7 protein-coding genes are annotated in these 13,806 nt (G+C 73.3%); 2 read left to right on the top strand and 5 right to left on the bottom strand.

Annotated elements, in window-relative coordinates; translation table 11 throughout:
* Positions 1 to 33: 33 nt before the first annotated feature.
* The gene (locus tag IT371_22960) at positions 34 to 6,201 is read right to left on the bottom strand and encodes an AMP-binding protein (protein ID MCC6750543.1); all 6,168 of its coding nucleotides are present in this window, start codon (positions 6,199 to 6,201) and stop codon (positions 34 to 36) included.
* An 89-nt stretch (positions 6,202 to 6,290) separates the two neighbouring features.
* On the opposite strand from IT371_22960, the gene IT371_22955 reads away from it, so the two are divergent.
* A complete protein-coding gene (locus IT371_22955) occupies positions 6,291 to 7,166 on the top strand; it encodes an alpha/beta hydrolase (protein MCC6750542.1) in 876 nt (291 codons plus the stop codon).
* Between the two features lie 14 nt (positions 7,167 to 7,180).
* Here IT371_22955 and IT371_22950 read toward each other — a convergent pair whose 3' ends face one another.
* The 4 genes from IT371_22950 to IT371_22935 all read right to left on the bottom strand — a co-directional run bounded on the left by IT371_22950 (position 7,181) and on the right by IT371_22935 (position 12,258).
* Positions 7,181 to 8,092: a hypothetical protein gene (locus IT371_22950; GenBank protein ID MCC6750541.1), complete on the bottom strand. Its 912-nt coding sequence runs from the start codon at positions 8,090 to 8,092 to the stop codon at positions 7,181 to 7,183.
* A complete protein-coding gene (locus tag IT371_22945) occupies positions 8,085 to 9,845 on the bottom strand; it encodes a hypothetical protein (GenBank protein ID MCC6750540.1) in 1,761 nt (586 codons plus the stop codon). Before IT371_22945 ends, IT371_22950 begins: the two co-directional genes overlap by 8 nt.
* Before the next feature lie 7 nt (positions 9,846 to 9,852).
* Entirely contained in the window at positions 9,853 to 11,595 is a 1,743-nt protein-coding gene (locus IT371_22940; protein MCC6750539.1) for a hypothetical protein, read from the bottom strand.
* A gap of 177 nt (positions 11,596 to 11,772) precedes the next feature.
* On the bottom strand, positions 11,773 to 12,258 hold the full coding sequence (locus IT371_22935) for a hypothetical protein (GenBank protein ID MCC6750538.1): 486 nt from the start codon (positions 12,256 to 12,258) through the stop codon (positions 11,773 to 11,775).
* A 264-nt stretch (positions 12,259 to 12,522) separates the two neighbouring features.
* Here IT371_22935 and IT371_22930 point away from each other — a divergent pair, with 264 nt between their 5' ends.
* Positions 12,523 to 13,788, top strand: a complete 1,266-nt coding sequence (locus tag IT371_22930) for a glycosyltransferase family 1 protein (protein MCC6750537.1) — start codon at positions 12,523 to 12,525, stop codon at positions 13,786 to 13,788.
* Positions 13,789 to 13,806: the final 18 nt, after the last annotated feature.

Here is a 13,806-nt window from a genome sequence, read left to right as displayed (position 1 = left end):
CCGGTACCAGGCGCCGGGCCGCCGCCGAGCTCGTCATCCCTCACCCAGCCGCGCGAGCTTCTCGGCCAAAAGGGCCGCCGTCTCGGCCTCGGAGAGCTCCTCGAGCTCCGCGGCGAGCGACCGCAGCCGCTCCTCTTCCGCCGACGCGACCGCGCTCGCCGTGACCGTCTCGGCCGAGGGCTCGACCTCGGTGGGGAAGAGCCCGTCGAGAACCCGCCGGGCGAGGGCCGCCGCCGTCGGATAGTTGTAGAGCTCGGTCACCGCGAGCCGCTCGCCGAGGAGCGCGGAAAGCCGCCGCGTCAGGTCCACGGCCATCACCGAATCGAGCCCCGCCTGCATGAGCTGCAGACCGGGGTCGAAGGGGGCCTCGGGCCCGAGCAGCATGACCTGCCGCACGAGCCGCACGATCTCGCTCCGCAGCCGCTCCTCGCGCTGCGCGCGTGGCAACGGCTCGAGCTGCCGCCGGAGCTCCGCCCGCTTCGTCTCACCTTGCGCGGCCTCGCCGCGTCCCGCATTACCGAGGAGGCTGGCGCGCGCTACCCCCTGCACCACCAGTCCCTCGAGCGTGGCCACGAGCGCCCCATCCTCGCCGAAGAGGCGCGCCTGGGCCTCGAGCCGCGGCCCCGCCGCGGGCCCGGCCGCGACCTGCAGCCAGGCCTCGAGCACCCGCCCTGCGGGACGCAAGAGCCGCAGCCGCGCGAGCTGCGTCGGCACGTAAATGCGCTCCACGTCGCGAGCCCCGTCGCCGGGGCGGGCCTCCGCCGCGAGCCCGAGGAGCTGGATGCACCCGTCGAGGAGCGCGGGGTGGAGCCCGTAGAGCGCCGCCGACCCCGCGGCCTCGGGGAGCACGAGGCGCGCGAAGGCCTGGCCCGGGCCGCGGAAGAGCTGGTTCACCGACCGGAAGGCGGGTCCGTAGGGCAGCCCCTGCGTCGCGAGCGCCTCGTAATAGACGGACGGCTCTATTTGCTCGGGACAGGCCTGCCGGGCCTCGGCCGCGCTCGGGCCGCTCGACGGTGGCTCCGCCGCGCTCGGCCCCGCCGCGCGCCGGGCCACCGCGTGGAGCGTCCAGCCGGCACCCGTCGCGCCCTCGTCGGCCGCCCGCGCGTGGAGCTCGAGCCGCCCCTCTGCGTCGAGGGCCACCTGCAGGCGCTGCGGCTCCGCGAGCGAGAGCGGCACGCGGAACTCCACCCCTTCGAGCGCCACGGGGCCCGAGCCCCGCTCGCCGCGCGCGATGACGGCAAGCCCCACCTCGAGGTACGCCGCCGCGGCAAAGACCGGGAGCTCCCCGAGCCGGTGGTCCGCGAGATACGGCAGCTCGGCGCAATCGAGGCGCGCCTCGTAGGTCGGGCGCGGCTGCTCGAGGTCGGTGCCGAGGAGCGGATGTCCCGTGGCGTGGCCGCGGGGGCCGCTCGGGCTACGCGCGCTGGAGGCTTCGAGCGGGTACCGCGTCCGCTCGAAGGGGTAGCTCGCGAACGGCACCCGGCGCCGCGCACGCGCGGGATCGAGCCCCGCGAACTCTACCGGGGCTCCCGAGACGAAGAGCTCGGCGAGGCTCGAGAGCACCACGCTCCAGTCCTCGCGCCCCTCCGCCAGCGAGGGGAGAAACGAACCCGCGGAGGTGGTGAGCGCGCCCAGGGTGCTCAGCACCGGGTGCGGCCCGAGCTCGAGCACGTGGGTGCACCCCTGGCGCAGGAGCGTCTCCATCCCGTCGGCGAACCGCACCCGCTCGCGCGCCTGCGTCCGCCAGTAGGCCGCGCCGCCGAAGCCGGGGCCGGCGAGCTGCCCGCTCACGTTCTCCACCAGCGGGACCCTGGCCGGCCGTGGCCGGAGCCTCTCGGCCGCGCGCGCCAGGGGCTCCAGCACCGGCTCCATGAGCGGGGAGTGGAAAGCGTGCGAGACCTCTAAATAGCGGGCGTCCACCCCGTCCTGCGCGAGCTCGCGCACCACCTCCTCGAGCGCCGCGCGCCGCCCCGAGACCACGACCCCGTGGGGTGCGTTGTGCGCCGCGATGGAGAGCGCCGCTGCGCGTCCGCGGAGCGCCGCCTCCACCACTTCGATCGGGGCGCGAAAGGCCGCCATCGCTCCGTCGCCCCCGCCGAGCTCTTGCATCAGCCGCGCGCGTTCGCAGGTGAAGGCCATCGCCTCCTCGAGCGAGAGGACCTCCGCGGCGCAGGCGGCCACGAGCTCCCCCACGCTGTGCCCGAGCACCAGCGCCGGCCGGATGCCGAGGCTCGCCCAGAGGGCGAAGAGCGCGTGCTCGAGCGCGAAGAGGCCTGGCTGCGTGAAGCGCGTCTCGTGCAGGGCCCTCTCCGTGGGGTCGGCCGGAAAGAGCACCTCGAGGAGCGGGCGCGGGAGCCACGGGTCGGCGAGGCCCGCCGCCCGCTCGAGCGCCGCGCGAAAGACCGGCGCGCTCTCGTAGAGGCTCCTCCCCATCCCCACCCGCTGCGACCCCTGCCCCGTGAAGAGAAAGGCTACCCGCGGCGCACCGTCGGCCCGCCCCGCGCTCCCCGCCTCGAGCTCCGCCGTGGCGAGCCACTTCTCGAGCGCCTCGGCCGCCTCGCCGCTGTCGCGCGCGAGCAGGGCCAGCCGTTCGGGGAAGGCCGCCCGCCCCACGCCGGCGGTGTGGGCCAGGTCGGCGAGGGCCCGCTCGGGGTGCGCGCGCAGCTCGGCCGCCACCCGCCCCGCGAGCACCCGCAGCGCCTCCGGGCTCCGCGCGGTGAGCGGCAGGAGCTGCGGGCCGCGTTCGGACGCCGTCACCTCGGGAGCCGCACCGCGCTCGGGCGCCACCCCCTCGAGCACCACGTGTGCGTTCGTGCCGCTGAAGCCGAAGGAGCTCACCCCCGCCACGCGGGGCGCCCCCGGCCTCTCGGGGAAGGCGCGCGCCTCGCGCACCACCGCCACGGGAAGCTCGCCCCACGGAAGGTGCGGGCTCGGCTCCTCGACGTGCAGGGTGCGGGGGAGCGTCCCGTGCCGGAGCGCGAGCACGGTCTTGAGCAGCCCCGCGAGCCCCGCGGCGGCCTCGGTGTGCCCGAGGTTGCTCTTCACCGAACCGATATAGAGCGGTTCATCTAATTTGCGGCCAGCCCCCAGGGCCCGCGCCAGGGCCTGGACCTCGATCGGGTCGCCGAGCTCCGTCCCCGTGCCGTGCGCCTCGACGTAGGCCACCTCGGCCGGCGCGAGCTGGGCCTGGGAGAGCGCGTCCGCCATGACCCGCTCCTGCGCCGCACCGCTCGGGGCGGTGAGCCCGTTGCTCGCGCCGTCCTGATTCACGGCGCTGCCGCGCACCAGCGCGAGGATCGGATCGCCGTCCCGCCGCGCCGCCGAGAGGCGCTTGAGCACCACCACCGCGCACCCCTCGGCGCGCCCGTACCCGTCGGCGCGCGCCGAGAAGGCCTTGCAGCGCCCGTCGGGCGAGAGCGCCCCGAGCTGACACATGGCCACGCTCGCCTCGGGGCCGAGGATGAGGTTCACGCCACCCACGAGCGCCAGGTCGCTCTCTCCCGCCCGCAGCGACTGACAGGCCAGGTGCAGCGCGACGAGCGAGCTCGAGCAGGCGGTGTCCACCACCAGCGCCGGTCCCTCCAGCCCGAACTGATAGGCCAGGCGCCCGGCGGCCACGCTCCCGCTCGTGCCGGTGGCGAAGTGCGCGTCGAGCAGCCCCGGGTTTCCCTGCGCGAGCAGCCGGCCGGCGTAGTCGTGCGTCGAGAGCCCGACGAAGACCCCCGTGCGACTCCCTCTGAGGCGCGGCACGGCGATCCCCGCCTGCTCGAGCGCCTCCCAGGCCACCTCGAGCAGCAGCCGCTGCTGCGGGTCCATGGCCTGCACCTCGCGCGGGGCGAGGTGGAAGAAGGGCGCGTCGAAGCCCTCCACGTCATCGAGAAAGCCCCCCTCGCGCGTGTAGAGCTTGCCGGGCACCCCGCGCTCGGCGCGGTAGTAGCGCTCCACCGGGAAGCGACTCGCCGGCACGTGCGAGATGGCGTCCACCCCTCCCTCGAGGAGGCGCCAGAAGCTCTCGGCGTCGGAGACGCCCCCGGGGAAGCGGCAGCCGAAGCCGAGAAGGGCCACGGGTTCCACCGCGCGGCGCTCCACCGCCTCGGCGACGACGGCCTCGCGCGGCGACTCGCCGAGCTCGACGAGCAGGTGGCGTCCGAGCTCCTCGAGCGTCGGATGGTCGTAGGCCAGGGTGGCCGGCAGCGCGCGGCCCAGGGTGCGCGAGAGGCGGTCCTGCAGCTCCTTGGCCTTGAGCGAGGTGAGCCCGAGCTCCTTGAGCGGCCGGTCGGCGGGGAGCGAGCCCTCCTCGGCCAGACCGAGCAGCTCGGCCACCGTCTGCCGGAGGAAGGCCGCGACCAGCTCTCCCCGCGCCTCGCGTCCCACCGCCGAAAGGAGCTCGCCGAGCTCCGAGGTGGCCGACGCCGCCGCGTCCTTCGCGCCCTTCCGCTCCGCGGCCTCGGTGAAGCGATGGAGCTCCTCGAGCGTGCCCTTCTCGAAGCGGGCCTTGCTCTCGCGCCGCTGGATCTTGCCGCTCGAGGTCTTCGGGATCGTCCCCGGGGCCAGGATCGCGAGCGCGTGCACCGTCACGTCGTGCTCCGCGGCCACCGCCGTGCGCAGCGCGGAGACCACGGCCGCGTGCTCCTCGGGGGGACAGCTCCTTTGCACCTCGCAGACGATGGCCAGCCGCTCGGTGACGGCGCCCTCGAGGCCGAAGGCCGCCACGCACGAGGGCCGCACCGCCGGGTGCGCACGCTCGCAGGTCGCCTCCACGTCGTGAGGGTAGAGGTTGCGGCCGTTGACGATCACCAGGTCCTTCAGCCGCCCGGTGATGTAGAGCTCTCCCTCGCGCAAAAAGGCCAGGTCGCCGGTGCGCAGGTACGGCCCCCGGCCGTCGGCGAGGTAGTTATGGAATATCTGTTCTGTTTCAGCCTCGCGCTGCCAGTAGCCGCGCGTGACCTGCGGGCCCGCGACCCAGAGCTCGCCGATGCGGTCGGCCGGCACCTCGGTGCACGTCTCGGGGTCCACGAGGTGCACGTCCTGCGCGTCCCCCACCGGCAGCCCGCAGCCCACGATCGGTCGCGCCTCCTCCCCGTCGGCGCAGAGCTCCACCCTCCCCTGCTCGAGCGCAGCGGCTCGCAGGCTCACGATGCGCGGCGGCCCGGGGTAGGTCTTCCCCGAGACCATCACCACCGCCTCGGCGAGCCCCCAGCCCGGCACGTAGGCCGACCGATCGAAGCCCACCGGGCCGAAGGTCTCGACGAAGGCGTCGAGCGTGCTCGTGCGAATCGGCTCGGCGGCGCAGGGACAGCCGCGCCAGCTCGAGAGGTCCAGGCCCGCCCGCTCCTCGGGGGTCACCTTGCGCACGCACAGGTCGAAGGCGAAGTTGGGCCCGCCGCTGACCGCCGCCCTGTAGCGCGTGATCGCCTCGAGCCAGCGCGCCGGCCGCTGCACGAAGTGGAGCGGTGACATCACGATGCACGGGCAGTTCGAGTAGAGCGCTCCGAGGGTCTTCAGGATCAGCCCGAAGTCGTGGAAGAGCGGCAGCCAGCTGACGAAGGGCTTTTCCAGGTGGTCCTTAAAGAGCAGCCCGAGCATCTCCAGGTTGGCCATCAGGTTGCGGTGGCTGACCGCCACGCCGCGGGGCTTGCCCGTCGAGCCCGACGTGTACTGGAGGAACGCCAGGTCCTCGGCCGAAAACGAGGGCGCCGCCTCGAGCGCGTGCCCGGCGGACCCCAGGTCGTCGCTCGCCACCCAGGCCAGCGGCGGCAGGTCCACACCCCCCACCTGCCCGGCCTGCACCATGGAGAGGATCCCCGAGGTGGTGAGGCCCACCGTGGGCCGCGCGTTGTCCACGATGGCCAGCAGCCGGCGGAGCGCCTGCTGGATCTTGCGGTACTCGGGGGGCACGGTCGGTACCGGCACGCAGCCGGCGTAGAGCGTGCCGAAGAAGGCCGTGACGAAGTCCAGCCCCGACGGAAAGGCGAGGAGCACGCGATCCCCGGGCTCGGCGTGGTGCCGGACGGCCTGGGCCACGGCGCGCGCCTGCGCCGCGAGCTCGGCGTAGGTCAGCCGCACCTCGTCGCGCTCTCCGTCGCGGAGGAAGACGTACGCCGTGCGGTCGGGCTCGCGCTGCGCGCGCCACTCGAGCACGTCGACGATCGTCGTCTCGGGGCGCTGGAGCGCGCGAGGCAGGTGGGGATGAGCCGTCACGATCGCTCCTCGTGCGCGGTCGCACGACCTACGCCGCCGCGCCGCGCTGGATCATTTCGGCGGCGCATATTACAAAGGAGGGGCCCCGCATGCACCCCGACGACTTCGAACATCGCGCCCTCCGCAGCTTCGACGGCACCACGATCGCGTACCAGGTAGCCGGTCGCGGCCCCACGATCGTCCTCACCAACGGCCTCGGCGGCTCGTACGAGGCCTGGGCGCGGCAGGTCCGGGCCCTCGGTCCCGGCTACCGCTATGTGACCTGGGACTACCGCGGCATGTTCGGCTCGGAGCGACCACGCGACCTGGCGACGCTGGCCTTCGACCACCAGGCGCGGGACCTCGAGCTCGTGCTCGAGGCCGAGGGGATCGAGCGCGCCATCTTCGTCGGGCTCTCGCTCGGCGTGCAGCTCAACTTCGAGTACTACCGGCGCCGCCCCGAGCACTTCGCCGGGCTCGTGGTGCTGAGCGGTCTTCCCGGGCGCATCTTCACCAGCGCGCTCGGCGGCCCGTTCCTCGACCCGCTCCTGCCGTACCTCGCGCGGGGCATCCAGCGGAGCGCCCCGCTCCTGCACGGCATGAACCGCCGCGCGCTGCGGTGGAAGGGCCTCATCCCGTTCGCCAAGCGGGCGCGCATGGTCGCCCCCACCCTCGACGAGCACGTCTTCGCGGGGATCCTCGAGCGCTTCACCTCGCTCGACCTCGAGATCTGGGCCGAGATGGTGCGCCACGTGGGCGCGCACGACGCCTCGGAGGTCCTGCCGCGCATCGACGTGCCGACGCTGGTCATCTCGGGCTCGAAGGACACCATCACGCCCCCCGCGCCGGTCTCGGCGATGGCGAGACGCATCTCGCGCGCAGAGCTCGTGATCATCGAAGGCGGCACGCACTTCGCGCTCTACGAATTCACCGAGCAGGTGAACGGTCACCTCAAACGCTTCGTGGAGCGCGTGACCCGCCCGTAGCCCGTCGTTGCCTCTCACGTCGCCACCGGCCGCCCCGCACGCGCTTTGCCGAACACCCATTCCTCGCCGTGCGGGCTGAAGGTCAGCCCCTCTTCCTCGAACCAGGATCGCAAGGTCGCGGTCCCCCAGCGCGGCCCGACGGGCGGCAGGAGCACCTCTCGCAACCGGCTGCGCGTGGGCTCGGAGAGCAGTCCTTCGAGGACTCCCGAGGCGACGAGACGGCTTGCGGCACCCCAGAGCGACGCCCGACCGACCGACGACCCGGAGCCCTCTTCCCGGCAGCGCCGCACGAAGTCCGCGGCCTCGATCTGCAGGGCGACGGCCCCCTCGGCCGCCACGTGTCGCGCGAGGCCGGAGAACGCCTGCCGCGGCGCGGTCCCGGCGTCGAAACCCTGGTGCGCGACGAGCCACGAGAACCGGCCTGGCGCAAGACCCGCCCCGTGCAGCGACCCGGCGACGAGGTGCAGGTTCTCGAGGGCCCCCGCGGCCCGCGTGACCTCGCCCGAGAAGCTCGACGCGTCGTCCAGCGCCACGACCTCGAGCTCGGGGTGCCGCGTTGCCAGCTCGACAGCGAACTCGCCGGCCGCCTCTCCGGCCTGCATTACCCAAGCGCCGGCGCCGGGGCGGTGTAGCTCGAGGAGCCGCTCTCCCAGCCAATCGACGACCGCCTCGAGCCGCCGCCCGACGCGCCTGGGAACCGCCGCGACCGGGGCAGGGCGGCCCCCGGCGCCTGCCTGCGCTCGAGCTTCACGGCGTCGATCCGTGGCCAACATCGGCACCCCCTCGCCGATGGGAAAGCGCGCCCCGGTGGCGCGCGAGACGAGCCAACCCCCGGCGATCTGCCCACCGACGCGCTGGGCCTCGTGCAGCTCGAAGGGCGAGCCGGTCCGGGGGCAACAGAGCACCTCCAGCAGGCGCTCACGCATCGCGCATCCCTCGCCCCGACCTGGGGTCCTTGACCATCAGATGTCCCTCGATGCAGAGCGCGTCGAGGGCGGTCGTGTAGTACAGACCGAGCGCCTGATCGACCGACGCGATGGCTGGTCGCCCCGACGCGTTCAGGCTCGTCATCAGCAGCAGCCCGACCCCCGTCCGGGAGCGAAAGGCCTGCAAGAGCTCCCAGAGGCGCGGAGCTCCGTCCGGAAAGACCGAGTGCACCGCGCACCGACCGTCCGGGTGCGCGAGCGTCGGCAGCGTCGTCGCCGCTGCCGGCCGGAGACTCAGCGCACTCTCCATGTAGCGCGACGGAAGGTAGGGATCGAAGTACTCCGCGCCGCACGCGTCGAGCACGGCACACGCGAAGGGACGAAAGCTCGGGCGCCCCTTCACCTCCTCGGCGAGCCGCGTCCTGAGCTCCCCGCGCCGTGGGTCGGCCAGGATCACGCGGTGGCCGAGGGGGCGGGCCCCGAGCTCGGCCGCCCCGTGCAGCCAGCCGACGAGCTTACCGTCGGCGAGCAGGTCGGCCAGGCGACGAATCTCCTCGTCGGCGTCGAGGGTGGTGAGGCCGGGCGGCCGCCCGTGGCGCGTCAGGTTGTCGAGCGCTTCTTGCGACACGCACGAGCCGAGTCCCGAAGGCAGCAGTCCGCCGAGTGGTCCCGCGGGGTGATCGTCGCGATAGGCCAGCCAGGCAGCCCCCAGCGCGTTGCCCTCATCGGTGGGGGCGCACCCGACGTGAAGGGCCGAGAACCCTGTCTTCTCGACGATGCGGCCACACAGCACGGCATCCGCCGCGCAGGAACCGGTGAAGACGAGCTGCGAGAGGCCGGTCTCGCGTCGCAGGTTGCCGAGCACGCTGAGGATCAGCTCCTGCGCCACCGTCAGCGCGGTGAACGCCACCGACGCGCCGGCCGTGGGCTCGGCCCCGTCGCCGGGACGAAAGGCTCTCAGTTCGTCCCAGAAGGCGTCGAGCCGACGCAGCGGGAGACGAAGCTGAACGCCGAGTCCGCGCACGACGATCGCCTCGGAGAGGAGCGCGTAGAGCCGCGGCTCGAGCGTGCCGTGCGCGGCGAGGTCGCGCAGCAGCGCCTGCTCGCCTCTCAAAGGATCGAAACCGGCGAGGTGCGTGGCCACGTCGTAGAGCAGGCTGAGGCTCCCCAGCGCCAGGCGCGGAGCGGCGAGTTCGTCGAGCCCTCCGTCGACGTAGCGGTAGTACGCGTTGAAGGTCCCCTCACCGAGCCCGTCGAGGACCGCGCAGGCGGCCTCGCGAAAGGGCGAGCTGTAACAGGCGGCCGCCGCGTGGCAGCGCAGGTGGGAATACGCGCGCCGACGCAGACGGCTGACCTGGCCGCCCCACCCCTCGGACTCGAGGTAGCGGGCCTCGACGTTCCGTCCGGCGGCCTCCATGGAGAGGCGCTGCCAGCGGTAGAACAGCCCGGTCCACGCCGCCGCACGACCCAGCGCCCCCCCGCCGCGGGCCACGAGATCTCCCACCGGCCGGAGCCAGCCGGGCGCCATCGGCTTCTTCCACGAGGTGGCCACCACGAGCTCGATCCCCGCGTCCGCGTACTTGCGAATGAGCGGCGTGATGCGGTGGAGCTGGTCGGGGACGCAGCCGTAAGCCCAAGGCGTCTGGAGGTAACGGTCGGTGGCCTCGGCGAAGCGCACCGCGCCCTGGTGGTCCACGAGGGCCCAGGACGGCTTGTGGTACGAGCAGGATAGCCCGAGGTAGTTGCGTCGCATCCGCGCCTCAGGCACCGGCCTGCTTCTGCACCAGCAGGTCCTCGACGAGGAGCGCGTCGATCCCGGTGGTGAAGAAGGCCCCTAGGGCGTCCTCCACCGTGTGCACGATCGGGCGGCCCATCACGTTGAAGCTGGTGTTGAGCACGATCGGTACGCCGGTCCTCCGATAGAACGCCTCGATCAGCGCGTGATAGCGGGGATTCCATTCGCGCCGTACGGTCTGCAGCCTCCCCGTGCCGTTGACGTGCACCACCCCGGGCACCTGCGCCATGACCTCGGGGCGGAATTTGAGCGTTCGCTCCATATAGGGCGTGGGCTGGTAGTGCTCGAAGTAGGTCGGCCCGTGCTCGTCGAGGATCGACGGCGCGAAGGGACGAAACGCCTCGCGGAACTTCACCCTCGCGTTGATCTCGTCCTTGATGTCGTCGCGCCGCGGGTCGGCCAGGATGGAGCGGTTTCCGAGAGCTCGCGGGCCCCACTCCGCGCGCCCTTGCATCCAGCCGAGGATCTTCCCCTCGGCGAGCAGCTGGGCCGCGCGCTCGGGGACCTCGGCCGGCGAGAGGCGCGTGATCGAGGAGAGCCCGCCGTGGCGCTCGAGTCTCGCGAGCGCCTCGGGAACCGCGGTCGAGCCGAGGTACGGGCTCGCCAGCGTGACCGCGGTGTCGCGACCCGGGTGGTCGGCGCAGAAGGCCCAGAGCGCCGCGCCCACCGCGTTGCCGTCGTCGGCGGGGGCCGAGCCGACGTAGAGCTCGCGGAAGGGCGTGCGGTCGAGGATCTCCCCGTTGAAGGAAGAGTTGAGCGCGCAGCCTCCGCCGAGCACGAGGCGGTCCGAGTGCCCGAGCGCGTGCAGGTTCACGAGCAGCTCGGTCATCCAGTCGGCGAAGGCCTGCTGCAGCGCCGCGGCGAGATCCTTGGCCAGGAGAGGGTCGGCCCCGAGGGGGAGCCGCAGGGCCCACAGCCGGTTCCAGGTCTCGAGGAGCGCGAGGGGCGACGCGCCCGGCTTGAGCGCGAGGCCCTCGACGCGGATCAGCCGGCGGGCGAGCGCGTAGGCCTCGGGGTCGGGGGTCCCGTAGGCCGCGAGCCCCATCACCTTCCAGTGTTCGCCCTTCCAGGGGTCGAAGCCGCAGAGCGTGCAGGCCAGGTCGAAGAACAGGCCGAGGCTCATCGAGCTCGGCGCGCGCTCCGCCAGCTGCGTCACGCGCCCGCCCTCGTAGCGGTAGAAGGCCGTAGAGCTCCCCTCGCCGAGCCCGTCCACCACCGCGCAGACGGCCTGCGCGAAGGGGGCGCCGAGGCAGCCCGCGTAGGCGTGCGCGAGGTGGTGCGGGCACGCGCGCTGCTCGAGGCGTCGCACGCGGCCGCCGAAGCCGCCGCTCGCGAGGTGTCGCACCGCGAGGGAGAGGCCCGCCTGCGCCACGGCGTGGCTCTGGGCTTCGTCGAACAGCCCGGCGATGCGCACGGTGCGGCCGAACGAGCTCTTCACGTCGCCGAGGAGCCGCGCCAGGGGGGCGACGGGCCGAGGGAGCATGGGGCCCGCCCAGCTCGTAGCCACCACCAGTTCCACGTCGGGGTCGCAGTACTCCTGCACCAGCTCGGCTATGCGATGCATCTGGTCGGGGGCGCAGTTCACGCCCTGCTTGAGCTGCAGGTGCCGCTCGGTGGCCTCGGCGAAGACCACGCGCCCGGCAGAGTCCACCACGGCCACGGCGGGATCGTGATAGGTGCACGCGAGTCCGAGGTAGTTGCGCTTCACGCCGAGGCTCCCGTCCACCGCGCCGCCCGTCCCCGGTACCGTCGAGGCGCCGGCGGGCCCGAGTCCGTGACAGCAGGACGACGCTGGAAAGTGGGGACTCTAGCCCCAGTCGCGGTCGGAGTCGATGCCCTCCGTGGTCCGGCAAGGGAGCCACGGGCGAAAGGGGTGAGGGGGGAATCAGGCCGCCGCGCGGAACTCGGACTCGTCCTCCAGGCCGGCGCGGATGCCCTCGCAGAAGTCACGGACCAGGCTGTCGCCGAGCTTCTCGAAGGCCTTGCGCACCTGGCCCACGAGCAGGCGCGGCACCGAGGCGTCGGCCATGGCGTTGAAGGAGACGGCGATGCGGCAGCGTCCACCATCGAGGGGCTGCACGGCGATCTCGCCGGTCAGGTCGCCGCCCTGGATCCCCGCGCCGGAGAAGACCTTGGTGGTCCACTGCACGCGCGTCCCGGGCTCGAAGGCGAAGTGCGCGCACCAGCGGCCGCTCAGCGGGCCAACGCCGGTCTTGCAGTCGAACTCGCCCGCGCCGCGGTCGGTCACGTTCCGGATGAAGCTGCTGCGCGAGAGGACCCCCTGCACGTTCGCGATCGCCTGGTAGGCCTGCTCGCGCGTGGTCGGGGCGTCGAAACTCACCTGGCGCTGCACTTCGAAACGGGTCTGCATCTCGGGGCTCCTCGTGACCTTCGGAGTATCTTAGAAGCAAGAGGCAGGCCATCTCGCGTAGCGTGGCTGATGCACGTTATTTCAGCGTGTTGTGGCGATGACGCGACGCGCGGCAAGAACCTCTCACCGCGCCACGGCAGAAACCGCGCAGCGTCCCGGGCTGGAGGACCGATTCGGCGCACTCCCCGGGCAGGGGCTGCGCAAGAAGGCGCCCGGTGCGCAACTCTTGCCGTTCAACTGGGGGTCGCGTGCTACGATGCGGCGGTGCGCATCGCGCTGCTGACCTCGGGATCCCGTGGAGATGTACAGCCCTACCTGGCCCTCGGCCTCGGGCTGCGTCGGGCCGGCTTTGAGGTGCGCCTGGCCGCCCCTGCGTCCTTTCTGCCGCTGGCCGCGCGCCTGGGCCTGGACACGGCCGCTGTACCCGGGTGGTTCGACGAGCTCGGGGCGGAGCACCCCCTGTTCAACAACGCCGCGGGCACCCGGCAGCGGCTCGGCGCTCTCCTCGCCGCCCCCCGGGGTTTGCGCGACCTCGTAGAGACGCAGGGACCGTCGCTGCGCGCCGCGTGCGAGGGCTCGGACGCGATCGTGTTCACCTTCTCCACCATCGAGGGCTTACACATCGCCGAGGCGCTCGGGGTCCCGGCTCTCTTCGCCTCGTACTTGCCGCTCGCCCCGACCGGCGAGCACCCGGCGATCTTCCTCGGGCTCGGCCGCCCCGCCTGGAGCCCGCGGCTCGCGAACCGCACGAGCCACGCCCTCTTCGGCGCCTTTCTCGACCGCGTCGGGGGCCCGGTCTTCGACGCCTTTCGCCGTCGGGAACTCGGGCTCCCCCCGTACCGCGGCCCGCGCTTCACCGAGCTGCCGACCCTGCTCGCCTTCAGCGAGGTCGTCCTTCCGCGCCCCGCGGACTGGCCCGCGCAGGCGCGCGTGACGGGGTACTGGTTTCTGCCGCGCGAGCCGGGCTGGAGCCCGCCGGCCCAGCTCGCCGACTTCCTGGCCGCGGGCCCGCCGCCGCTCTACCTGGGCCTCGGCAGCCTGAGCGACCGCGACCGCCCGGCGCTGGTGGAGCTCGTGCTCGAAGCGCTGCGTCGCGCGAGGCTCCGCGGGCTGCTCGACCTCGGTCCCCCGGAGCTCGTCGAGGCCGCCCGCCGCCCATCCGACGAGGTGCTCGCGATCCGCGACGTGCCGCACGACTGGCTCTTTCCGCGGACGCGCGCCGTGCTCTGCCACGGCGGCGCGGGCACCACCTCCGCAGCGCTACGCGCGGGCGTCCCGCTCGTCACCGTCCCCCATTTCATCGACCAGCCCTTCTGGGGAACGCGCGCGTTCGAGCTCGGCGCCGCAGCACGACCGATTCCGCGCCCGCAGCTCTCCGCCGAGCGGCTCCTCGAGGCGTTCGCCTACGTCGCCCGCCCGAAGGTCGGGGCACGCGCGCGGGTGCTCGGGGCTGCGCTGCGCGCCGAGGACGGCGTGGGGTGCGGCGTGGTCGCGATCGAAGCCACCCTCGCGAGCCGCGCCTCGCGCTGAGACCTCGCCCGCGGCGCG

It is taken from the genome of Deltaproteobacteria bacterium, assembly GCA_020848905.1.
GTDB lineage: Bacteria > Myxococcota_A > Polyangia.
Note: the sequence above shows the minus strand (reverse complement) of the source record. Positions and strands in the feature narration are given on the sequence as shown.